This is a genomic window from Paraburkholderia terricola, assembly GCF_900142195.1.
Classification (GTDB): Bacteria; Pseudomonadota; Gammaproteobacteria; order Burkholderiales; family Burkholderiaceae; genus Paraburkholderia; species Paraburkholderia terricola.
This window is the reverse complement of record NZ_FRAB01000014.1, coordinates 13,913-35,448: the sequence shown is the minus strand read 5'-3', so window position 1 is coordinate 35,448 and position 21,536 is coordinate 13,913. Positions and strand designations below refer to the sequence as shown.

At 64.8% G+C, this 21,536-nt stretch carries 20 protein-coding genes; 13 read left to right on the top strand and 7 right to left on the bottom strand.

The window, feature by feature from the left end; translation table 11 throughout:
* The first annotated feature begins 54 nt into the window (after positions 1-54).
* The 3 genes from BUE39_RS14320 to BUE39_RS14310 are packed head-to-tail and all read left to right on the top strand — an operon-like array spanning position 55 to position 2,067.
* On the top strand, positions 55-960 hold the full coding sequence (locus BUE39_RS14320; protein WP_073429328.1) for a biotin--[acetyl-CoA-carboxylase] ligase: 906 nt from the start codon (positions 55-57) through the stop codon (positions 958-960).
* Entirely contained in the window at positions 957-1,775 is an 819-nt protein-coding gene (locus BUE39_RS14315; RefSeq protein ID WP_073429327.1) for a type III pantothenate kinase, read from the top strand. The genes BUE39_RS14320 and BUE39_RS14315 overlap by 4 nt, the downstream gene beginning before the upstream one ends.
* A gap of 52 nt (positions 1,776-1,827) precedes the next feature.
* The gene (locus BUE39_RS14310; protein ID WP_073429326.1) at positions 1,828-2,067 is read left to right on the top strand and encodes a hypothetical protein; all 240 of its coding nucleotides are present in this window, start codon (positions 1,828-1,830) and stop codon (positions 2,065-2,067) included.
* A gap of 68 nt (positions 2,068-2,135) precedes the next feature.
* Here the strand turns inward: BUE39_RS14310 and rfaE2 are convergent, their stop codons facing one another.
* From rfaE2 to BUE39_RS14280, 6 genes are all read right to left on the bottom strand, one after another.
* On the bottom strand, positions 2,136-2,618 hold the full coding sequence (gene rfaE2, locus BUE39_RS14305; RefSeq protein ID WP_073429325.1) for a D-glycero-beta-D-manno-heptose 1-phosphate adenylyltransferase: 483 nt from the start codon (positions 2,616-2,618) through the stop codon (positions 2,136-2,138).
* 181 nt (positions 2,619-2,799) lie between these two features.
* Complete coding sequence (locus BUE39_RS14300; RefSeq protein WP_073429324.1) at positions 2,800-3,672, bottom strand: ferritin family protein; 873 nt, start codon at positions 3,670-3,672, stop codon at positions 2,800-2,802.
* Between the two features lie 589 nt (positions 3,673-4,261).
* On the bottom strand, positions 4,262-5,071 hold the full coding sequence (locus BUE39_RS14295; RefSeq protein ID WP_073429323.1) for a PhaM family polyhydroxyalkanoate granule multifunctional regulatory protein: 810 nt from the start codon (positions 5,069-5,071) through the stop codon (positions 4,262-4,264).
* 156 nt (positions 5,072-5,227) lie between these two features.
* Positions 5,228-6,124 carry an enoyl-CoA hydratase/isomerase family protein gene (locus tag BUE39_RS14290; RefSeq protein WP_073429322.1) on the bottom strand — a complete coding sequence of 299 codons (897 nt, stop codon included), beginning with the start codon at positions 6,122-6,124 and terminating at the stop codon, positions 5,228-5,230.
* Positions 6,125-6,179: 55 nt separating this feature from the next.
* Positions 6,180-7,418 (bottom strand): ABC transporter substrate-binding protein, encoded by a 1,239-nt coding sequence (locus tag BUE39_RS14285; RefSeq protein WP_073429321.1) that lies wholly within the window; start codon positions 7,416-7,418, stop codon positions 6,180-6,182.
* Positions 7,419-7,621: 203 nt separating this feature from the next.
* A complete protein-coding gene (locus BUE39_RS14280; RefSeq protein ID WP_073429320.1) occupies positions 7,622-8,605 on the bottom strand; it encodes a fumarylacetoacetate hydrolase family protein in 984 nt (327 codons plus the stop codon).
* A 19-nt stretch (positions 8,606-8,624) separates the two neighbouring features.
* Here BUE39_RS14280 and BUE39_RS14275 point away from each other — a divergent pair, with 19 nt between their 5' ends.
* From BUE39_RS14275 to BUE39_RS14240, 7 genes are all read left to right on the top strand, one after another.
* Positions 8,625-9,644, top strand: coding sequence for an IclR family transcriptional regulator (locus BUE39_RS14275; RefSeq protein ID WP_412534863.1), 1,020 nt, complete (start codon positions 8,625-8,627; stop codon positions 9,642-9,644).
* A 301-nt stretch (positions 9,645-9,945) separates the two neighbouring features.
* The gene (locus BUE39_RS14265) at positions 9,946-11,250 is read left to right on the top strand and encodes a DUF3108 domain-containing protein (protein ID WP_073429317.1); all 1,305 of its coding nucleotides are present in this window, start codon (positions 9,946-9,948) and stop codon (positions 11,248-11,250) included.
* 180 nt (positions 11,251-11,430) lie between these two features.
* Positions 11,431-12,219, top strand: coding sequence for an alpha/beta fold hydrolase (locus BUE39_RS14260; protein WP_073429316.1), 789 nt, complete (start codon positions 11,431-11,433; stop codon positions 12,217-12,219).
* A 119-nt stretch (positions 12,220-12,338) separates the two neighbouring features.
* Positions 12,339-12,596 carry a BTH_I0359 family protein gene (locus tag BUE39_RS14255; RefSeq protein WP_007179533.1) on the top strand — a complete coding sequence of 86 codons (258 nt, stop codon included), beginning with the start codon at positions 12,339-12,341 and terminating at the stop codon, positions 12,594-12,596.
* 252 nt (positions 12,597-12,848) lie between these two features.
* A complete protein-coding gene (locus BUE39_RS14250) occupies positions 12,849-13,919 on the top strand; it encodes a homocysteine S-methyltransferase family protein (RefSeq protein ID WP_073429315.1) in 1,071 nt (356 codons plus the stop codon).
* A 66-nt stretch (positions 13,920-13,985) separates the two neighbouring features.
* Positions 13,986-16,721: a methionine synthase gene (metH, locus tag BUE39_RS14245; protein ID WP_268801996.1), complete on the top strand. Its 2,736-nt coding sequence runs from the start codon at positions 13,986-13,988 to the stop codon at positions 16,719-16,721.
* Positions 16,722-16,893: 172 nt separating this feature from the next.
* The gene (locus tag BUE39_RS14240) at positions 16,894-17,103 is read left to right on the top strand and encodes an acid-shock protein (RefSeq protein WP_073429313.1); all 210 of its coding nucleotides are present in this window, start codon (positions 16,894-16,896) and stop codon (positions 17,101-17,103) included.
* A gap of 130 nt (positions 17,104-17,233) precedes the next feature.
* Here BUE39_RS14240 and BUE39_RS14235 read toward each other — a convergent pair whose 3' ends face one another.
* Entirely contained in the window at positions 17,234-17,560 is a 327-nt protein-coding gene (locus tag BUE39_RS14235; RefSeq protein WP_073429312.1) for a DUF1840 domain-containing protein, read from the bottom strand.
* 487 nt (positions 17,561-18,047) lie between these two features.
* Between BUE39_RS14235 and argS the strand changes: the two genes are divergently transcribed.
* From argS to BUE39_RS14220, 3 genes are all read left to right on the top strand, one after another.
* Positions 18,048-19,838, top strand: a complete 1,791-nt coding sequence (gene argS, locus BUE39_RS14230) for an arginine--tRNA ligase (RefSeq protein ID WP_073429311.1) — start codon at positions 18,048-18,050, stop codon at positions 19,836-19,838.
* Positions 19,839-19,917: 79 nt separating this feature from the next.
* Positions 19,918-20,712 carry an SPOR domain-containing protein gene (locus tag BUE39_RS14225; RefSeq protein ID WP_073429310.1) on the top strand — a complete coding sequence of 265 codons (795 nt, stop codon included), beginning with the start codon at positions 19,918-19,920 and terminating at the stop codon, positions 20,710-20,712.
* 176 nt (positions 20,713-20,888) lie between these two features.
* Positions 20,889-21,527: a thiol:disulfide interchange protein DsbA/DsbL gene (locus BUE39_RS14220; protein WP_073429446.1), complete on the top strand. Its 639-nt coding sequence runs from the start codon at positions 20,889-20,891 to the stop codon at positions 21,525-21,527.
* Positions 21,528-21,536 lie beyond the last annotated feature (9 nt).

Sequence of the window (21,536 nt, the reverse complement as noted above, 5' to 3'; positions counted from 1 at the left end):
GCGGATAGATCGTGCCGGCGGCCGGCCCGGTTGGCTGTCGCTACAATACCGGACATGAACGCTGACAAGACCTCATCCCGGGCCGCCGCGGCTGCCGACTGGCGTATCGATCGCGAGCGCGCCGTCGCGCTGTTCGGCCCGCACGCGCATGACTGGCCGATCGAAATCGTCGAGGAAACCGGCTCGACCAACGCCGACCTCATGACCCGCGTCAAGGCGTTGCCGCGCAAGGCCGGCGCGCTGCCGCGTCCGATCGTGCGGGTCGCGTATCTGCAAACGGCCGGGCGCGGGCGCCGCGGCCGGCCCTGGTATGCGGAGCCCGGCAATGCGCTGCTGTTTTCGGTGGCGTGCGTGCTGCCGCGCCCTCTCGAAGGATTGGCGGGGCTAAGTCTCGCTGTCGGCGTGGCGCTGGTCGACGGGCTGCGTTCGCTGCCGGTCGCGGGTCCCGGCCAGATCGCGCTGAAGTGGCCGAACGACGTGCTGCTCGAAGGCGACAAACTGGCCGGCATCCTCATCGAAACCGCGTGGAGTACCGACGAGGCCAGCGCCGTCGTGATCGGCATCGGCACCAACGTGAAGGGCGCGGACGAACTGGCGGCCAAGGTCGGCGCACTGAACGCCGGCACGCCGCCGCAGGCGCGCGGCACCGCGCCGACGGCACTGCAACGCGCACTGCCCAACGCGAATCTCACCGACACGCTCGCCGCCGAACTGAACGCGCTCGAACCCGCGCTGCAGCGCTTCGGCGCCGACGGCTTCGCGCCGTTCCAGGCGCGCTGGAACGCCGTGCATGCGTACGCGGGGCGCGAAGTCGTGTTGCTGGAGCAAGGCGAGGAACTGGCGCGCGGCGTGGCGGCGGGCGTCGACGAGCGGGGTCAATTGCTGCTCGACACGGCTGCGGGCCGCCAGGCCATCGCCACCGGCGACGTCTCGCTGCGTCTCGCCGACGGTGCCGCATGACGAACGGTGCGCCCTATCTGCTGATCGATGCGGGCAATAGCCGCATCAAGTGGGCTTTGGTGCAGGCGGACGGCGCGCGGATCGCGTCGGGGGCGCTGGCGCACGACGGCGCGCAAGACGCTCTTGAGTGGTCGAACTTGCCGACGCCCGGCAGCGCATGGTTATCGAACGTCGCGGGCGATGGCGTCGCGGCGCGGATCACAGCGCTGCTTGCCACTCACTGGCCGCAATTGCCGCTCACGACGATTCGCGCCTGCGCGCGGCAATGCGGCGTGACCAACAGCTACACCACGCCGCACGCGCTCGGCAGCGACCGTTGGGCCGGCATGATCGGCGCGCACGCGGCGTTTCCCGGCGAACCTCTGCTGATCGCGACGTTCGGCACGGCGACCACGCTGGAGGCGTTGCGGGCGGACGGCTGTTTTGTCGGCGGCCTGATCGCGCCGGGTTGGACCTTGATGATGCGCTCACTGGGCGAGCACACCGCGCAACTGCCGACGCTCGACGCCGACGCGGCGCGCGGCCTGCTCGACGCCGGCGGCACGCTCCGGGCGGCGCACCGCGGCCCGTTCTTCGCGACGGACACGCCGCGTTCGCTGTCGGCCGGTTGCACGCTGGCGCAAGCCGGCTTGATCGAGCGGATGTGGCGCGACTTGCAGGAAGAATGGCAGGTGCCGGTGCGTCTGGTAGTGAGCGGCGGCGCCGCCGATGAAGTGACAAGCGCGCTCAAAGTGCCGCATACTCGCCACGATTCGCTCGTGCTGTCCGGTCTTGCGCTGATTGCCGCCGAACGCGCGATGCAACGCGGCGCCTGAGTTCCGCCCATCAAGATAACGGCGGCCCGATTTTCGGAGTGAGAGAACAACAATGCTGCGCTGGCTGATCGCCATACTCTTTCTTGCCAACCTGCTGGCGTTCGTCGCGGTGCGCGGCGTATTCGGGCCCCCGCCCACAGCCGGAGGACGCGAGCCTAACCATTTGAACCGGCAAGTCCATCCGGAGTGGTTGCGCGTTCAACCCATCACGCCGGCTCAGGCCGCCGACCAGCCGGTAGTCGGCGGCCCGGCGCCGGCCGCGCCGATCGCGGCATCGGCCTTGCCTCAGTAAGCAGACACTCGAAGGGGGCCAGGCAGCGCGTAAGCGCATCAGACTTGCGCGGCGCGCGAGCGCGTCGTTCAGCCTTGCGTGCGAACCTTCTTCAGCAGCGCGCTGGTCGAGCGGTCATGCTCGAACGGGATCGCCAACGCCTTCCCGCCCCATCCGCGCACGATGGCCGACTCGGGCAACGCATCCATGTCGTAGTCACCGCCCTTGACGAGCACGTCCGGCCGCAGTGCCGAAATCAACTCGACAGGCGTCTTTTCGCCGAAGCACACGACGTAATCGACGCTCTCCAGAGCCGCCAGCAGAGCCATCCGATCAGCCTCGTTATTGATAGGCCGATCGTCGCCCTTGCCTAGCATGCGGACCGAGGCGTCGCTATTCACGCCGACGATCAGACAGGCGCCCAACGCTTTCGCGTCCGCCAGGTACGTGACATGCCCGCGATGCAGGATATCGAACACCCCATTGGTAAATACCACCGGCGCGCTCAACGAGGGACGGAGCTCGACCAGCGCATCGCGCGTGAGAATCTTGCGTTCGAAAGTAGCAGCCATGACGGAGTCGGAAAGAAACGGGAAAGTGCCGCCACGATACACGTTGGGCGGCACGAAGCAAAACGGTCCGGCAAGCTCACGCCTGCCGGACCGTTCTTTGAAACCGTAAGACCTGTTCGTGGCGCGAGCGCCGCCGGAGTCGACTCATACCGGCAAACTCAAGCCAGCGAATTCACAGCCATCAAGCCGGCTGCCCAGCCGATTTCTGGTCGGCCTGCAAGCGCGCAACCACTTCCTTGCGGTAGCGATTCAATTCCTGCGCCGTATTGAACGTGCGCTCGAACAGGATCGACAGATTGTGCAGGATACGTTCGACCACCTTCTTTTCCCAGCCGTCGTCGAAACGGATTTGCTCGTCGAGCCAGCGTTCGAGCCATTCCGGATCCGGCAGACGCGACTGAATCGTGTCGCGCGGGAACAGCGCCTGGTTCACGTGCAGATTGGTGGGGTGCAGCGGCTTTTCGGTGCGGCGCGCCGACGCCATCAACACGCCGATCTTGGCGAAGGCCGCGCGCGCGATGTCGCCGGTCTGCGCCATTGCTTTCTTCATGTAGCGCAGATAAGCGCCGCCATGACGCGCTTCGTCGCGCGAAATGGTTTCGTAGATATGCTTGATGACCGGCTCGGTGTGCCACTCTGCCGCACGGCGATACCAGTGATTCAGGCGGATTTCGCCGCAGAAGTGCAGCATCAGCGTTTCGAGCGGCGGCGCCGGATCGAATTCGAAACGCACGGCGTGCAGTTCTTCTTCCGTCGGACACATTTCCGGTTTGAAGCGGCGCAGATACTCCATCAGCACCAGCGAATGCTTTTGCTCCTCGAAGAACCACACGCTCATGAACGCGGAGAAATCGCTGTCGTGGTGGTTGTCACGAAGAAACATTTCCGTGGCGGGCAACGCCGACCATTCGGTGATCGCGTTCATCTTGATCGTCGCGGCCTGCTCGTCGGTCAAGAGCGATGCATCGAACTTGTCCCAGGGAATGTCTTTCTCCATGTCCCATCGAACGGATTCGAGCGATTTATAAAGTTCCGGATAAAGCATGGTGTTCATAGTCCCACCCCTGTTCTGCGCATACTGTCTGTGTCTGTCACTACTACATGTAGCACTTTTGCTGACGACGAACGAACGCACCGTTCGCCGGCCAAGCATTCAATTTTACGCGGTAATCGGCTGCCTGGATGCGCCGGGCAGCAAGAAGTCCGGGCGTTTGCGCGGGCGCCTGATCTTGATGACGCGCTGCGCGGCCAACCGTGGGTGAGGGATACCCTGTGCCTGAGGTCGAGCCAGTTTTGCGATGAAGCCGCACCGTCCAGCCCTGCGCCGGTGGTGCCGGCGACGAATGGAGCAAGGGCGGCTGGATTGGTTGTTTTCAGCGCACGCCCAAAAGCCAGATAAAGCTTACACAATCATAGCACGCTGACTTTACGGGACCCTCGCGGTAGCGGCCGCAAGTGCGGTGCCCGATTGACCTGCCTCAATGAACCACGCGATCCAGCGAGTGTGGTGGACGATCTGGGGCAAAACCATGACAGGCGGTGAAGTTCTCGATTGAATAGGCACCGCCCGTTCGTGCGTCTTTTGCGCGCTTTGCGTCGTCTATGTCAGGCCGCGCCAGTCGCGCCCCGTTTCATTGCCGCCGTCAAACCGACTTTTTCGCGACTCGCGGGCTCACGCTCGCGCTGCCCGCGCGCTTCGTGGATGTCGATGCCCGCTTCGCCGCCGGTCGCCTGGGCGCGGCTCGCGGCACCGACTCGGGCTCCTCGCGCGCGTCAGGCGGTTGCGCGCCTTCCGACGCCGGCGCTTTCGCCTCCTCTTCCGGGGACTCCGTCGGCGAACTGTCTGTTGCGGCGCCCGCCGCGGGCTGTGTCATCGCGAATTGGGCGATCTGATTGAACTGGGATTGCAGCAGGTTCCACCACGCGGAGGCGTCGAAGGGAGTGGTCGCGGGGGCCTCGTCCTGATCGCCCGCCGATTCGGCCGCGCCCGGAGACGATGCCCCCGATGGCCCGGCACTGCTAGAGGCTGGACGCGGCGCGTCGGAATGCGGCCAGCCGGTCGCCGGTGACGGGCTCGGCGCGGCGGATGCAGCCGGCTGTTCCATCGACGCCTGCGCGAACGCGCCGAACGCGCGCAACGTGGCGAGCGTCGCGCGCTGCACTTCGAGCGCCTGAATGGCGGACTGCAACATGCTCAGATTGAGCTTGAGCCATTGCTCGACGGCGCGCATGTCGGTAATGCGCTTGTCGAGTTCCTCGACGCTGGTGAGCGGCGCCATCATGTCGGACATCATCGAGAGCGACGGCCCGAGGCCGGCGCCGGGTTGCGCGCCGGAAAAAGCCGAGCCGAACGGAGAGAGCCGCATCATGCCCCACATCTGGTCGAGCATTTCAGCGGGCGGAAAGCCAGGGAAGCCGGGAAAGGGCGGCGTGGAGCCAGGTGTATCGGTCATGCTTGTCGCCTCGCTGCTTGAAGGGAAGGAAATAGCGCCGTCCCGCGCGCGTCTGATTCGATGATACCGTGCGAGGCGCCTGCTTTTGCGTCTCGCTCGTGGCCGTTTTTTGCCGGCGCATCTTGATACGCTGCGTAGGCCGCGCGCCGCCGCGCCTCAGGAATTCTCGTCGTCCGACGCAGCGCCGCGGGCCGACTTTTGCGGCCGCCCACTCCACGGATCCGCTCCGCCGAAGTCGGGCGCGCGCCGCTCGCGCAGCGAACTCACGCCTTCGCGCACATCCGGCCCGGCAAACCCCATGAACTCCAGCGCGAGCGACGTATCGAACGCCGGCCCCGCCGAGCGCAGCCAGTTGTTCAACGCATACTTGGTCCAGCGAATCGCCGTTTGCGAGCCGTCGGCCAGTTTGCGCGCGACCTCGAAGGCCTTGGGCAGCAGATCGTTTTCGTCGACCGCGAGCGATACGAGGCCGATCCGCTCCGCTTCCGCGCCGCTCACCGGCTCGCACAGCATCAGGTAATACTTCGCTTTCGCCATGCCGCACAGCAGCGGCCAGATGATCGCCGCGTGATCGCCGGCGGCGACGCCCAGACGCGTATGCCCGTCGATGATGCGCGCCGTCTTCGCCGCGATCGAGATATCGGCGAGCAGGCCCGCCACGAGCCCCGCGCCGACCGCCGGGCCGTGCATCGCCGAGACGATCGGCTTGCTGCAGTTGATGACGTTGTAGACCAGATCGCGTGCCTCGCGCCACACGCGCGCGCGCACGTCGAAATCGGTCGCCATGTCCTCGACCAGTTGCAGATCGCCGCCCGCCGAAAAGCCCTTGCCTTCGCCGCGAATGATCGCGACACGCACTTGAGGATCCCGATCGATGTCGCGCCAGATTTCCGCGAGCTCGAAATGCATCCGCGCGTCGGCGGTGGCGAGTGCGCTGCGGTTCGCGCCCTCGCCGCTCATCACGACTTCGAGCACGCCGTGCGGATGGCGGTGCAATTGAAGCGCCTGGTAGTGCGCGTAATGCGCGTCGTTGCGATGGGGTGCGTGAGACATGGCAGGTAATCCGTCGATCGATGCATCGGTTGAAACCGCTGCGCTAAAAACCCGTTCAGCGCGACTGATAAACCCACTTCGCGTTTCTGATTTCGACCATCACGCGCGCTCGTTGATCGAGCCCGAGGTGGTCGGTGGCGCTCATGTTGACCACGCCGTTGGTGTCCGCGAGACCGCGCGTGCCTTCGAGCGCATCGCGCAGCGCGCGACGAAACTCTGGCGTGCCCGGCGCGGCCGTCTTCAGCGCGATCGGCACGGCGTTGCTGAGCAGCATGCCCGCGTCCCACGTGTACGAACCGAACGCCGACACGCTGCCCGGTCCGCGCAGCGCTTCGAAGCGCGCGATGTAGTCGAGCGCGAGGCGTTTCGCGGGATGATCGGCCGGCAATTGCGCGGCCACCAGCACCGGGCTGGCGGGCAGGAACGTGCCGTTGCAATCGGCGCCGCACACGCGCAGGAAGTCGTTGTTGCCGACGCCGTGATTGTGATAGATCAGCCCTTTGTAGCCGCGTTCCCTGAGCGTCTTCGGCGGCAACGCGGCGGGCGTGCCGGCGGCGCCCACCACCACCGCGTCGGGCTTCGTCGCGAGAATCTTGAGGACCTGGCCGGTCACGCTCGGATCGGTGCGGTTAAAACGCTCGCTCGCGACCACGTTGATGCGATGCAACTGCGCGAACTTCGCGACCTCGACGTAGAACGTCTCGCCGAGCGCGTCGGCCTGGCCGATGAACGCAATCGTCTTGACGCCGCGCGTGCTGGCGTGTTCGGCGATGGCCGAGGCCATCATCGCGTCCGTCTGCGGCGTCTTGAAGACCCAATGGCGCCTGGCGTCCACGGGCTCGATGATTTTCGCCGACGACGCAAGCGAGATCATCGGCGTTTCGCCATCGGCGACCACGTCGATCATCGACAGCGAATTCGGCGTGATCGAGGAGCCGATGATCGCGTCGACGCGATTCTCCGAAATCAGCTTCTTGGTGTCCTGCACCGCCTGGGTGGTGTCGGACGCGTCGTCGAGCACGATGTATTCGACGCTCTGGCCGCCGATCTGTCTGGGCAGCAGCGTGGCCGTGTCACGGGCGGGAATGCCGAGCGATGCGGCCGGTCCGGTCAGCGACAACACGAGGCCGATCTTTACCTGCGCGAGCGCCAGGGCGGGCCATGACGCGGCGAGCGCGGCGCCGAGTCCGGCGGCGATACCCTGAAGCGCAAGACGCGATTTGCCCGTGCGGGCTTTCGCGGCGCAAGCGCGAGCGTCTCCGGTTGCAGGTTCAAAGGATTCAAGTCGCGGCATGCTGTCTCCTCACGTCGGTCTTTCGTTTTTTGATGTACTGCCGATGTCGTGCTGCTTTTTTTGCGGCTTGTTTGCTGATTGTTTGTACCGCGCGCGCCGACGCTCGCGATGAACGGCGGCGGGCCACCCCGAGGCGTGCGGCCGCGCCAGTCAGTGTAGCGGCGCGCCGGGGCCGCGGCATCGGGCGAAACCCTTTCGCCGCTTCAATCCAGCGGCGCGATGCCCTGGTCGATCGAACCGAAAATCGACTTGCCGGCTTCATCGAACATTTCGATCTTCACGGTATCGCCGTAGCGCATGAATTCGGTTTGCGGCGCGCCGTGCTCGATGGTCTCCAGGCAGCGCTTCTCGGCGATACAGCAGTAGCCGCGCTTCGCGTCCTTGTTCGACACCGTACCCGAACCGACGATCGTCCCGGCGCGCAGATTGCGCGTTTTCGCCGCGTGCGCGATCAACTGGCCGAAGTGAAACACCATGTCGGTGCCCGCGTCCGGCTGGCCGACCTTCTTGCCGTTCCAGTGGACGATCATCGGCCGATGCACGCGGCCTTCGCGCCAATGTTCGCCGAGTTCATCGGGCGTCACGGCGACCGGCGCGAACGAGGTGGCCGGCTTGCTCTGGAAAAAGCCGAAGCCTTTCGCCAGTTCGGCGGGAATCAGATTGCGCAGCGAGACGTCGTTCGCGAGCGTGATCAGACGCACGCTTCGGAGCGCCTGGTCGGGCGTGGCGCCCATCGGCACGTCGGTGGTGATCACGGCGAGTTCCGCCTCGAAGTCGATGCCGAACGCTTCCGACGCGCACAGCACATCGTCTTTCGGGCCGATGAAGTCGTCGCTGCCGCCTTGATACATCAGCGGATCGGTCCAGAACTCGGACGGCATTTCCGCGCCGCGCGCGCGCCGCACCAGCTCGACATGGTTCACATACGACGACCCGTCGGCCCATTGGAATGCGCGCGGCAGCGGCGCCATGCATTCCTTCGCGTCGAACGCGAAGGTGTTGCGCGCGCGGCCCTGATTGAGCGCTTCGTAAAGTTCCTGCAATTGCGGCGCGTAGAAGGTCCAGTCGTCGAGCACGCGCTGCAACGTGGGCGCGATCGCGTCGGCGATGGCCGCGGTATGCAGGTCGCGCGACACGACGATCAGTTGGCCGTCGCGCGTGCCGTCCTTCAGCGTGGCAAGTTTCATAGGGGAGTGAACCGTGTTGGTGACGATGGAAGGAATCTATTCTACGATGGTGAATCGGCGCGGCCCAAGCGACTGCAGGTTTCGGCCGCGAGCCACGCCGATCAAGGCACCTTTCTCACCGTCGTTTAAACGCGCTCCGTGCGCCTCGCTCATGCCTCCAACTGCCCGCTCCGGCGCGATTCACAGCAACGCCGACTCCGCTGAGCCGCTCGATACGCCGGAAACCGACGACGAAAGCGTCGAGACCGGCGAGGAGAAACTGCGCTCGGGCATTCAGTCGATCGAAGTCGGTTTCCGCTTGCTCGACGTGCTGACCCACGAGCCGCGCGCCATGATGCTGCGCGATCTGGCGCAACGCGCCGGCATGAGCCCGGCGAAGGCGCATCGCTATCTGGTGAGTTTTCTGCGCCTTGGCGTGGTCGCGCAAGATCCGCTGTCGGGTCGCTACGAACTGGGCGGCTTCGCGTTGCAATTGGGGCTTGCGCGGCTCGCGCGCGTCGACGGCGTGAAGCTCGCGCGCATTGCGCTCGCCGAACTGCGCGAGCGGCTCGACTTGACAGTGGGCATCGCGGTCTGGGGCAATCAGGGACCCACAATGGTTCACTGGATGGAATCGAGCCATCCGGCCAAGGCATCGCTGAAACTCGGCGACGTCATGCCGTTGCTCGGCTCCGCGACCGGTCTGCTGTTTGCCGCGTATCTGCCGTCGAGCAAGACGGCGGCGATGCTCGAACGCGAACTGGCCGATTCGCGCCGCTCGTCCCATATGGGCGGGCCGCGCACGCACGAAGAGGTCGAGCGTGTGCTCGCCGACGTGCGGCGGCATGAAGCGGCACGCGTGGAAGGCATGCTGCTGCCGACCATCCACGCCTTCTGCATGCCGGTGTTCGACTCCACCGGCGAGCTCGCGCTCGGCATCGTGGCGCTGGGCCATGAGGGTGCGTTCGATATCCGCTGGGGCGGCGAGATCGATACGGCGTTGCGCGAATGCGCGCAGAAGCTCTCGTATGAGTTGGGGTATAGTGCGACGCCCCGCTAGGGTTCGAGCCCGCGCGGCATAAGGCCGGCACGCTGACGTTGCCAGCTTGACGCGATTCGATGCCTTCGGCGTGGGTGCGATTTCGCCGTCGCGGAACATCGTTTGCGGCGGCGCGGTCGAATCCGTTCGCTGCCGGCCTCGCGGCTCGGCGGGCCGATGCGGCCCGCCAGTTCTTCGCGGCATTTTGCGGCGGCATTCGGCGGCGGTTTTTGCGGCGGTTTTTCACGGTAGCCGCCGCGCACATGCCCACAGGCGTTGTCCAATCCCGACACTTCCTTCCGCACGCATTCATCGCCAAAAAATGGCCTCACCCTTCACCGCACGCCGCCGCTCCGACCGCCTGCCGCCCGCCGCGCAGCGCGCCGGCTCGCGCGCGTGGCGGTGGATTGCGGCTCTCGTGCTGGTGGCCGTTCTGCACTGGATCGCCGCGCAATGGTTCGAGCGCAACCGCGCGACGCTGAATCCGTCGGATAACGAGCGTGTCCCCGTGCAGGTCGCGCTGCTGACGCCTGAACGCATCGAGCGGAAACCGACCGCCGCGCAGCAAGCACCAACACCTGCGCCGACGCATAAGGCAGTTCCAAGCAAGCCGCGCGAGCATGTGCTGACGGCGTTGCAGCCGGCGACGCAAGCTCCGGCTGCTGCATCGGACACCGCGGCAAGCGCCCCCAATGCGAACGCAAATGCGAACTCCAATGCGGGTGCCAGCGGCGCCGGTGCAGCCAGCGCGCCCGCAGGCGCGAGCGCACCGCAAGCATCACCGGGCGTGAAGTTCTCCGTTCCGCCATCCGGCGAACTGCAATACGACACGTTCTACAACGGCGTGCGTAACCAGCCCGGCACGATCCACTGGTCCAGCAGCGCACAAAACTACGAAATGGTCGTCTCCGTGCCGTTGCCGTTCGTCGGCACATTCGTCTATTCGAGCCACGGCCGCATCGACGCATTCGGCCTCGCGCCCGATCAGTACGTCGAAAAACGCGGCCGCCGCGCGGAAGACATTTCGATCTTCAATCGCGTCGACAAAAAGATCGCCTTTACGCGCACGCCGACCACACTGCCGCTGCCCGACGGCGCGCAAGACCGTTTCAGCATGGTGATGCAGCTTGCGAGCCTGGTGCGTGGCGATCCCGCCGCCTACCAACCGGGCGTGACGCGGCAATTCTTCGTGGCCGATAGCGATAGCGGCGAAAACTGGCCGGTCGAGACGATCGGCGACGAAACCATCCGCACCGCTCAGGGCTACCTCGATACGCGCCATTTCAAACGCCTGCCCCGCCGCGAGGGCGACCGGCGCCGCATCGACGTGTGGCTCGCGCCCTCGCTCGGCTGGCTCCCCGCGAGAATCCTGCAGACCGAGCCGAACGGCACGCAATTCGAACTGGTGTGGCGCGGCAAGCTCGACGCCAGTGGTGCCGTCGGTTCGTCGAATGCGGGAGGAGCCAATGGTATTGGCGATGGCCGCACGGCGTCGCCTGATGATTCGGCGAGCCCGCCGCCTTCAGGCGCGTCAGCGGTTCCGTCCGGGCAAGGGCCGGAGCCCGCGCCACCCGCTCCCGCCGATTCGTCCGATCCCGCCAATAACCCAGGCATCATCAAGCCCTGAAAGCCTGGGACCCGAGCAGGGTCTCGAGCAAATCGCGAAACTTCCGCGTCAACGCTCGCTCGCACAAACAGTTCCAACCGTTTGCGCGGCGCTGAGTATGATGTGGTAACGGCGTGTCGTCCGACGCCCGCTACAGCGCGCGAATGGATCCTTCTACTGCGTTCCCTTCAAGGAGCCCGTATGCAAGTGAACATCAACGGCATCGAGACGCGCTATGTGCTGAGCAATGAGGGCGGCGGCCCCTGGCTCACGTTCATCCACCAGCTCGGCGGCGACCTGTCCGTGTGGGACCAGCTCGCCGGCTATTTCCGCGACGACTACACCGTGCTGCGCTACGACCTGCGCGGTCACGGAGAAACCGCGGTATCGAGCGAACCCTTCACCATCGCCGACCTTTCGCGCGACCTCGCCGCGCTACTCGATGCGCTCGACGCACCTCGCACGCATCTGGTCGGCATGTCGATGGGCGGCATGGTCGCGCAACAATTCGCACTGGACTACCCTTCGCGCGTCGATACGTTGACCGTTGCCGACAGCACGGGCGGGACGCCGCCCGAGGGCCGCGCGCTTTTCGATCAACGCGCCGCCGCGGCCCGCCAGGACGGGATGGCGCCGCTGGTATCCGCCACACTGAGCCGCTGGCTGACGCCCGGCTTTCAGGCCGCGCACCCCGAAGCGGTCGAACAGATCAGCGAGGTACTGAGCCATACGTTGCCGGAAGGCTACGCCAAGGCGTGCGAAGCCCTGCGCGATTTCGACGTACGCAGTAAGCTGGGAGCCATACGTTGTCCAACCTTGACCGTGGCGGGCCGCCACGACACGGGCACGCCGCCTGCTGCGACACAGGCGGTAGCAGACGCCATCGAAGGCGCGCAGTTCGAACTACTCGACGCCGCTCATCTTGCGCCTGTCGAGCAAGCTCACCGTTTTGCTGCACTGCTTGAAACGTTTCTTGAAAGACCGGTCTAACCGGTAGGTTCGGAACCTTTAGGAGCGTCAATCCCGGACCCACCCCTTGAATTCCACACCACAAGCTCCAGATATGGCGCAGGAACGGCCAGGAGCCAACGGAAATAAGGAGTGTCGCCATGCAAATGATCTATAACAGCCCCAACTATTGTGTCGTCGAGTTTCCGCCGCAGGAAGGTCCGCTGGCCATGAAGTCAGGTGGCTATGAGATCGTCGATAAAAACATGCAGCGCGAAATTTACATCGACGGTGCAATGGCGGCGCGTTTTCGCGAGCACGTGCAAAAGCTGATCGAAGAGGAACCGTCGCTGGACGAAGTAGACGAATTTCTCGGCCAGTTCGACAGCCTGATGCATCAACCGGTCATTCTTCACTAACCGCAGGGTTCGGCTCAACGTTTTTGGCGACCTACATCGACCGCGCCGTCCGGCTCCGCCAGCGGCCCTTATAAGGCGGTCAGCAGCATGAAACGGCCCAGCAGGCTTTTGCCTTGCTGGGCCGTTTTGTTATCCGCGCGGCGCATGCCCCGATTGCGGGCATGGTTGCTCCGGCCCGCGCCCGGCGGAACCGGGCAGCAGCGGCTACAATGACAGGCTCCCGAGAAAAGCCGGCGCAAGCCCAAGTCCGCCATGAACCAGCCTGCTCAAATTGCCCCGTCAGCCCGTCCCGACGCCGCCTACACGCGCGGCGCGGCGCTGCCCGCGCTGCTCAAGTCGCGCATCCTGATCCTGGACGGCGCAATGGGCACGATGATCCAGCGTTACAAGCTCGACGAAGCCCGCTATCGCGGCGAGCGCTTCAAGGACTATGGGCGCGACATCAAGGGCAACAACGAGCTGCTGTCGATCACGCAACCGCAGATCATCCGCGAGATTCACGAGCAATACCTGGCCGCGGGCGCGGACATCATCGAAACGAACACGTTCGGCGCGACCACGGTGGCGCAAGCCGACTACGGCATGGAAGCGCTTGCAGTCGAGATGAATCTCGAGTCGGCCAAGCTCGCGCGCGCGGCGTGCGACAAGTATTCGACGCCCGACAAGCCGCGCTTCGTCGCCGGCGCGATCGGGCCGACGCCCAAGACGGCGAGCATTTCGCCCGACGTGAACGATCCTGGTGCACGCAACGTTACCTTCGACGAATTGCGCACGGCGTACTACGAACAGGCCAAGGCCTTGCTCGACGGCGGCGCGGATCTGTTCCTCGTCGAAACGATCTTCGACACGCTCAATGCGAAGGCCGCGTTGTTCGCGCTCGACGAGCTGTTTGAAAACACCGGCGAGCGTCTGCCGATCATGATTTCGGGCACCGTCACCGACGCGTCGGGGCGCATTCTCTCGGGGCAGACCGTCGAGGCGTTCTGGAACTCGCTGCGTCACGCCAAACCGCTCACGTTCGGCCTGAACTGCGCGTTGGGCGCGGCGCTGATGCGCCCGTACATCGCCGAACTGGCGAAGCTGTGCGACACCTACGTGTCGTGCTATCCGAACGCGGGCTTGCCGAACCCGATGAGCGACACCGGCTTCGACGAGTTGCCCGCCGATACCTCCGGGCTGCTGAAGGAATTCGCGCAGGCAGGCCTCGTGAATATCGCCGGCGGCTGCTGCGGCACGACGCCGGAGCATATCGCGGCGATCGCCAAGGCGCTGGCTGAAGTAAAGCCGCGCCAATGGCCGACGCAATACCGCGACGCAGCCTGAAAACGGCGGCCCGGATTCCGGGCCGCCGCTTCCCGCCATCGAAACAGACGCATCAATCGCCCGCAAATCACTCGCACCTACGCCATGACCGATCACACCATGCGCCTTGCCGGCCTCGAGCCGTTCAACGTCACCTCCGGGACGCTCTTCATCAACGTCGGTGAACGCACCAACGTGACGGGCTCCAAGGCGTTCGCGCGAATGATCCTGAACGACCAGTTCGACGAAGCAGTAGCGGTCGCGCGCCAGCAGGTGGAAAACGGCGCGCAGGTCATCGACGTCAACATGGACGAGGCGATGCTCGATTCGAAAGCGGCGATGGTGCGCTTCATGAATCTGATCGCGTCGGAGCCGGACATCGCGCGCGTGCCGATCATGATCGACTCGTCGAAGTGGGAAGTGATCGAAGCGGGCCTGAAGTGCGTGCAAGGCAAGGCGATCGTCAACTCGATCTCGCTGAAGGAAGGCGAGGAAGCGTTCCGCCATCACGCGAACCTGATTCGCCGCTATGGCGCGGCCGCCGTGGTCATGGCGTTCGACGAGCAAGGCCAGGCCGATACGTTCGAGCGCAAGACGCAAATCTGCAAGCGCTCGTACGACTTCCTCGTGAACGAAGTGGGCTTCCCGCCCGAAGACATCATCTTCGATCCGAACATCTTCGCGATCGCAACGGGTATCGAAGAGCACAACAACTACGCCGTCGATTTCATCAACGCCACGCGCTGGATCAAGCAGAACCTGCCGTATGCGAAGGTGAGCGGCGGCGTGTCGAACGTGTCGTTCTCGTTCCGCGGCAACGATCCGGTGCGTGAAGCGATCCACACCGTGTTCCTCTACCACGCGATCCAGGCCGGCATGGACATGGGCATCGTCAACGCCGGGCAACTCGGCGTGTATGCCGAACTCGACCCCGAGTTGCGCGAGCGCGTGGAAGACGTCGTGTTGAACCGCCGCGAAGACGGCACCGACCGTCTGCTCGAAATCGCCGACAAGTTCAAGACCGGCGCCGCGAAGAAAGAAGAGAACCTCGAATGGCGCAATCAGCCGGTCGAGAAGCGTCTGTCGCATGCGCTGGTGCACGGCATCACCAACTTCATCGTCGAGGACACCGAGGAAGTGCGCGCGAAAATCGCCGCGGCGGGTGGCCGGCCGATCAACGTGATCGAAGGTCCGCTGATGGACGGCATGAACGTCGTCGGCGATCTGTTCGGCCAGGGCAAGATGTTCCTGCCGCAAGTGGTGAAGTCGGCGCGCGTGATGAAGCAGGCGGTCGCGCACCTGATTCCGTACATCGAGGAAGAAAAGAAGCAGTTGGCCGCCGCCGGCGGCGACGTGCGCGCGAAGGGCAAAATCGTCATCGCCACCGTCAAGGGCGACGTGCACGACATCGGCAAGAACATCGTGTCGGTGGTGCTTCAGTGCAATAACTTCGAAGTGGTCAACATGGGCGTGATGGTCCCGTGCAACGACATTCTTGCGAGAGCAAAGGTCGAGGGCGCGGACATCATCGGCCTCTCGGGGCTCATCACGCCGAGCCTGGAGGAGATGGCCTACGTCGCGTCCGAAATGCAGCGCGACGATCATTTCCGCATCAAGAAGATACCGCTTTTGATCGGCGGCGCGACCACGTCGCGCGTGCACACCGCCGTGAAGATCGCGCCGCATTACGAAGGCCCGGTGGTGTACGTGCCGGACGCGTCGCGCTCGGTGTCGGTGGCGTCGAGCCTGCTCTCCGACGAAGGCGCGGCGAAGTACGTCGACGAACTCAAGGCCGACTACGACCGTATCCGCCTTCAGCATGCCAACAAGAAAGCGCTGCCGATGGTCACGCTCGCCGAAGCCCGTGCGAACAAAACCAAAGTGGATTGGGCGAGCTATCAGCCGGTCAAGCCGAAGTTCATCGGTCGCCGCGTGTTCAAGAACTTCGATCTGAACGAACTCGCGAACTATATCGACTGGGGTCCGTTCTTCCAGACCTGGGACCTGGCCGGCCCGTACCCGGCGATCCTGAACGACGAGATCGTCGGCGAATCGGCGCGGCGTGTGTTCTCCGACGGCAAGTCGATGCTCGCGCGCCTGATCCAGGGCCGCTGGCTGCAAGCCAACGGCGTGATCGCGCTGCTGCCGGCCAACACGGTGAACGACGACGACATCGAAATCTACACGGACGAATCACGCTCGCAAGTCGCGCTGACCTGGCGCAACCTGCGTCAGCAAAGCGTGCGGCCGGTGGTGGACGGCGTGATGCGGCCGAACCGGTCGCTTGCCGACTTCATCGCGCCGAAGGATTCGGGCGTGGCCGACTACATCGGCATGTTCGCGGTCACGGCGGGCCTCGGCGTGGACGTGAAGGAAAAGCAGTTCGAAAAGGATCACGACGACTACAGCGCGATCATGCTCAAGGCGCTCGCCGACCGCTTCGCCGAAGCCTTCGCCGAGGCGCTGCATGCGCGCGTGCGGCGCGACCTGTGGGGCTATGCGAACGCCGAAACGCTTTCCAACGACGAACTGATCGCGGAAAAGTACCGCGGCATCCGCCCGGCGCCCGGCTACCCGGCCTGCCCGGACCACCTGGTGAAGCGCGATATGTTCGACGTGCTGCAAGCCAACGAAATCGGCATGACGGTGACCGAATCGCTCGCCATGCTGCCGGCGGCGAGCGTCTCCGGCTTCTATCTGGCGCATCCCGACAGCACCTATTTCTCGGTCGGCAAGATCGGTCAGGATCAACTCGAAGACTACGCACAGCGCATGTCGTTATCGAAGGCCGATGCCGAACGGGCTCTCGCACCATTGCTCTAGGCACGGCGTGGCGTGGCGTGGCGTGGTGTGAAACCCACTATATCGGGCGAGAAACACTGAATATTTGCGGCGGCGTAATTTTCGTCTTTGTAGACTGAATTGCTTTTACCGCCAGACGCGGCCAAAAAACGCGTCGGCTCATCTAATTGCAATCGTCGACGGAGAGAATCATATGAAGAAGCTGACGCTGTTATTGACTGCAGTTTCCCTTGCCTTGGGCGCCCCGGCGGTGCTGGCCCAGCCTGCCGCTCCCGGCGGCTCCAGCGCGGTCAGCTCGTATTCGCCGCCCACCGTGAAGCACGTCAAGAAACCCAGGAAGCAGAAAATGAAGAAGGGTGCGTCGGCGCCGGCAGCGGCCCCGGCGGAGGCCGCCAGCCAGTAAGCAGCGCACGCCGGCCGGTTGTTCGCGTCCGGTAAACACAAGAGCCCGCACTCAGCGGGCTCTTTTCATTGGCACACCGGCGTCAGCGGCGCAACGCGCGCCGCGCGCCGTCACCGAGATCGCGCCGGGATCACAGGCCCCACACGATATCCGCGTTTTCCTTCTGCGCCGCGCGCAGCATGTCGAGGAACGGGTACGCGCGCTGCGCGAGTCCCGGCGGAATTTCATGATGCTCGTGACCTTCCTCGCCTTCGTGGAAATGGCCGTCGTGCTCGGCGCGTTCCTGCTTGTCGATGGTGATGGCCGCTTCGAGTTTCGCGATCGCCACGCCCAGTTCATCATGGGCAACGACGCCCCGCTCGCCAAGGCGTTTGCCGATGATGCCGACCAGATACTGTGCGAGGTTCTCCAGCATCACCACGTCGGGGCAGGCGCGGCATTTGAAAGTAATCAGCATGTCTGTTCCCTTTTTCGTTATGTTGGATCGACGCGCGAGCGGCTCGTGGACGACTGCCGGCGCGCGTTACGTTAGCCCGCCGATCAGGCGCGGCGGCCACGGCCCTTGCCGGGCATCTCATTGAACATATTAGCACCTGCTAAAATCCGTCTGGACGGAAAAGCGCGCCGCCATGCGCCGCGCGCGGCATGGCGCAGGCGGCGCGGCTGGGCCCGGTTGGCCCACCCCGCTTAGGCGCTGCGTGCAACGGCAAGCGGTTGTTGCCACCGCTTGCTGCCCGCCGCGGCAGCCCTTGCATGTCGCCGCACGCCGCGCTCACCGCGACGCAGGCAATGTGCCCAGTGGCGCCGCTAATGTGCCCGGCGCGCCCGGCAAATCCGGGCGGGCACATCGCCGCTTTCCACGCTTCTGACGAACCGGCTGCGCCCGTCGCGCGGCCGGCGCCTCTTCCGCATCACCGGATTGCCTCACTGGACTCGCAACAAGCATGCTGCCCGCACATAAACACACTCTCGAAACACTGCTCGCCGATACGGTGAAGCAGGTGGCGCAAGCCTCCCAAGGCGCGACCGAAGCCGCTTTCGTGTCGCCCACCATCACGCTGGAGCGTCCCAAGGTCGCCGCGCACGGCGACGTCGCGTGCAACGTGGCGATGCAACTCGCCAAGCCGCTGCGCGCCAATCCGCGCCAACTGGCGCAACAGATCGTCGACGCGCTGCTCGCGCAGCCGCGCGCCCAGGGTCTCATCGAAACCGCCGAAGTGGCCGGTCCCGGCTTCATCAACCTGCGCCTCGCGGCTGCCGCGAAGCAGGCGGTGATCGCCGCCGTGTTCGCGGAGAAAGAGACGTTCGGCCGCTCGCCACGCGACGCCGGCAAGCACGTGCTGATCGAATTCGTTTCGGCCAACCCCACGGGCCCGCTGCATGTCGGCCACGGCCGCCAGGCCGCGCTCGGCGACGCGCTTTCGAACGTGCTGGCCTCGCAAGGCTGGGACGTGCATCGCGAGTTCTACTACAACGACGCCGGCGTGCAGATCCACACGCTCGCGCTGTCCACGCAGGCGCGCGCCCGCGGCCTCGCCCCCGGCGATGCGGGCTGGCCGGCTTCGGCATACAACGGCGAGTACATCGCCGACATCGCGAAAGACTATCTGAACGGCGTCACGGTGGCGGCGAGCGACGGCGAGCCGGTCACCGGCGCGGGCGACGTCGAAAATCTCGAAGCGATCCGCCGGTTCGCGGTCGCCTATCTGCGCCGCGAGCAGGACATGGACTTGCAGGCCTTCGGCGTGAAGTTCGACCAGTACTATCTGGAGTCGTCGCTATACACGGAAGGCCGCGTCGAGAAAACCGTCGAGGCGCTGATCGCCGCCGGCAAGACCTACGAGCAGGAAGGCGCGCTGTGGCTGCGCACCACCGACGACGGCGACGACAAGGACCGCGTGATGCGCAAGACCGACGGCACCTACACGTACTTCGTGCCGGACGTCGCCTATCACGTCGCCAAGTGGGAACGCGGCTTCACCAAGGTCATCAACATCCAGGGCTCCGACCACCACGGCACGATCGCGCGCGTGCGCGCCGGTCTGCAAGGTCTCGGCGTCGGCATTCCGAATGGCTACCCCGATTACGTCCTGCACAAGATGGTCACGGTGATGCGCAACGGCGAGGAAGTGAAGATCTCGAAGCGCGCCGGCAGTTATGTGACGGTGCGCGACCTGATCGAATGGTCGGGCGGCGCGACGCCGGGCACGGAGGCCGCCGTCGACCTGATCGACGAAGAGACGATTCGCCGCGGCCGCGACGCCGTGCGCTTCTTCCTGATCTCGCGCAAGGCCGATACGGAATTCGTGTTCGACATCGACCTCGCGTTGAAACAGAATGACGAAAACCCGGTGCATTACGTGCAATATGCGCACGCGCGAATCTGCTCGGTCATCGCCGAATGCAAGGCGCGCTACGGCATGGACGAAAGCACGCTCGCCAACGTGAACGTCGCGCCGCTCACCAGCGAACGCGCCATGGCCTTGCTGAACAAGCTCGCCGAATTCCCCGACATGCTGCAACACGCGGCCGATGAACTCGCGCCGCACGCGGTCGCGTTCTACCTGCGCGACCTCGCCGGGGAATTCCACTCGTTCTACAATGACAGAGCCGAGCGCGTGCTGGTCGACGATGCAGCCGAACGCAATGCACGCGTCGCGCTGCTCGCGGCCACGCGCCAGGTGTTGGCCAACGGTCTCGCGACGATCGGCGTCTCCGCTCCCGTCAAGATGTAAGTCCTCCGGCGCAACATGCATGCGGCCGTCGCTATAATCGGCGGCCGTTCCAGGATTCTTTTCGTAGGTGATTCATACGATGGCAAAACCACGCCGCACAACAAAGCAATCGAAACAAACCGGGGGGACTTTTCTCGGCATCGTGCTGGGCCTGATCGTCGGCCTTGCGATCGCGGTAGTGGTGGCGCTGTATATCACCCGTGCGCCTACGCCGTTCGTCTCGAAGGTGGCGCCGCCCGCGGCGTCCGATGCCGGCGCGAGCCAGCCGCAGCAATACGATCCGAACCGTCCGCTGCAAGGCAAGACGCCGGGCCAGCCGGTGCCGCAAGCCGCGCAACCCGCACCGCCGAACACCGCGCCCGGCGCGACCAACGCGCAGACCCAGTCGGGCATGCTGGAAGAACCGCAAATCGTCGAAGTGCCGCCGTCCAATGCCAATAACGGCAATGCGAACGGCACGGCGATCGCGCCGAAGCCCGCCCCGGACAACGGCACGGCAACGGCGCCCGTGAAGAAGCCGGGCGAGAGCGCGCCGAGCGCCACCGCCGCGGGCTCCGCGCCGAAGAGCACGTCATCGGCCACGACCGCCAACGCCAAGCCCGGTTCGGGCGCGGCGCCGGCGCCGGGCGATGCGAACACCGGCTACTTCCTGCAAGTGGGCGCCTACAAGACCGCCGCCGACGCCGAGCAACAGCGCGCGCGTCTCGCGTTCCAGGGTTTTGAATCGAAGGTCACGCAGCGCGATGCGGGCGGTGTCACGTACTATCGCGTGCGCATCGGGCCGTTCTCCAAGTTCGAGGACATGAATTCGAGCCGTCAGCGTCTGTCCGACGCGGGCGTGGATACCGCCGTGATCCGCTTTACGAAACAATGAAGCAACACGCCAATCACCAATAAACCTTGATTTGCCGGAGCGCGCCGCCGATGAACTATCGGCGAACGGCGCGTGTCACAGGCAACGGAACACTGAAAACGTTCAACGCCGATTCACAAACGGTGACGGGCATTGCGTGGCGCCACCGCTTTACCGCCTACTTGGGTCATCAACACATGAAAAAACTGCTGAGCATTCTGTTCCTTTCGCTGGGCCTCATCGCCGCCGCGGCGCATGCCGCGCCCGCCACGCCGGTGTCGGGCAAGGACTACACCGTGCTGTCCACGGCGCAACCCACCGACGTGCCGGCCGGCAAGATCGAAGTCATCGAGTTCTTCTGGTACGGCTGCCCGCACTGCAATGAATTCGGCCCGTACCTCGACGGCTGGGTGAAGAAGCAAGGCCCGGACGTGGTGTTCAAGCGCGTGCCGGTTGCCTTCCGCGACGACTTCATTCCGCATTCGAAGATGTTCCACGCGCTCGAAGCACTCGGCCTCAGTGAGAAACTCACGCCGACGATCTTCAAGGAAATCCACGTCAACAAGAACTACCTGCTGACGCCGGAAGATCAGGCCAAATTCCTCGCGAAGAACGGCGTCGATCCGAAGAAGTACATGGAAGCGTACAACTCGTTCTCGACGCAAAGCGCGCTGCAAAAAGACAAGAAGATGCTCGAAAGCTACAAGATCGAAGGCGTGCCGACGCTGGCGGTGCAGGGCAAGTATGAGACGGGTCCGGCCGCGACCAACAGCCTGACGGGCACGCTCGACGTCCTCGACTACCTGGTGCAGCAGGTCCGCGCCAAGAAGATGTAATGTCCGAGG

Coding starts and splice junctions, on each gene's coding strand:
- BUE39_RS14320 (WP_073429328.1), top strand. CDS start 55: ATGAACGCTGACAAGACCTCATCCCGGGCCGCCGCGGCTGCCGACTGG.
- BUE39_RS14315 (WP_073429327.1), top strand. CDS start 957: ATGACGAACGGTGCGCCCTATCTGCTGATCGATGCGGGCAATAGCCGC.
- BUE39_RS14310 (WP_073429326.1), top strand. CDS start 1,828: ATGCTGCGCTGGCTGATCGCCATACTCTTTCTTGCCAACCTGCTGGCG.
- rfaE2 (WP_073429325.1), bottom strand. CDS start 2,618: ATGGCTGCTACTTTCGAACGCAAGATTCTCACGCGCGATGCGCTGGTC.
- BUE39_RS14300 (WP_073429324.1), bottom strand. CDS start 3,672: ATGAACACCATGCTTTATCCGGAACTTTATAAATCGCTCGAATCCGTT.
- BUE39_RS14295 (WP_073429323.1), bottom strand. CDS start 5,071: ATGACCGATACACCTGGCTCCACGCCGCCCTTTCCCGGCTTCCCTGGC.
- BUE39_RS14290 (WP_073429322.1), bottom strand. CDS start 6,124: ATGTCTCACGCACCCCATCGCAACGACGCGCATTACGCGCACTACCAG.
- BUE39_RS14285 (WP_073429321.1), bottom strand. CDS start 7,418: ATGCCGCGACTTGAATCCTTTGAACCTGCAACCGGAGACGCTCGCGCT.
- BUE39_RS14280 (WP_073429320.1), bottom strand. CDS start 8,605: ATGAAACTTGCCACGCTGAAGGACGGCACGCGCGACGGCCAACTGATC.
- BUE39_RS14265 (WP_073429317.1), top strand. CDS start 9,946: ATGGCCTCACCCTTCACCGCACGCCGCCGCTCCGACCGCCTGCCGCCC.
- BUE39_RS14260 (WP_073429316.1), top strand. CDS start 11,431: ATGCAAGTGAACATCAACGGCATCGAGACGCGCTATGTGCTGAGCAAT.
- BUE39_RS14255 (WP_007179533.1), top strand. CDS start 12,339: ATGCAAATGATCTATAACAGCCCCAACTATTGTGTCGTCGAGTTTCCG.
- BUE39_RS14250 (WP_073429315.1), top strand. CDS start 12,849: ATGAACCAGCCTGCTCAAATTGCCCCGTCAGCCCGTCCCGACGCCGCC.
- BUE39_RS14240 (WP_073429313.1), top strand. CDS start 16,894: ATGAAGAAGCTGACGCTGTTATTGACTGCAGTTTCCCTTGCCTTGGGC.
- BUE39_RS14235 (WP_073429312.1), bottom strand. CDS start 17,560: ATGCTGATTACTTTCAAATGCCGCGCCTGCCCCGACGTGGTGATGCTG.
- argS (WP_073429311.1), top strand. CDS start 18,048: ATGCTGCCCGCACATAAACACACTCTCGAAACACTGCTCGCCGATACG.
- BUE39_RS14225 (WP_073429310.1), top strand. CDS start 19,918: ATGGCAAAACCACGCCGCACAACAAAGCAATCGAAACAAACCGGGGGG.
- BUE39_RS14220 (WP_073429446.1), top strand. CDS start 20,889: ATGAAAAAACTGCTGAGCATTCTGTTCCTTTCGCTGGGCCTCATCGCC.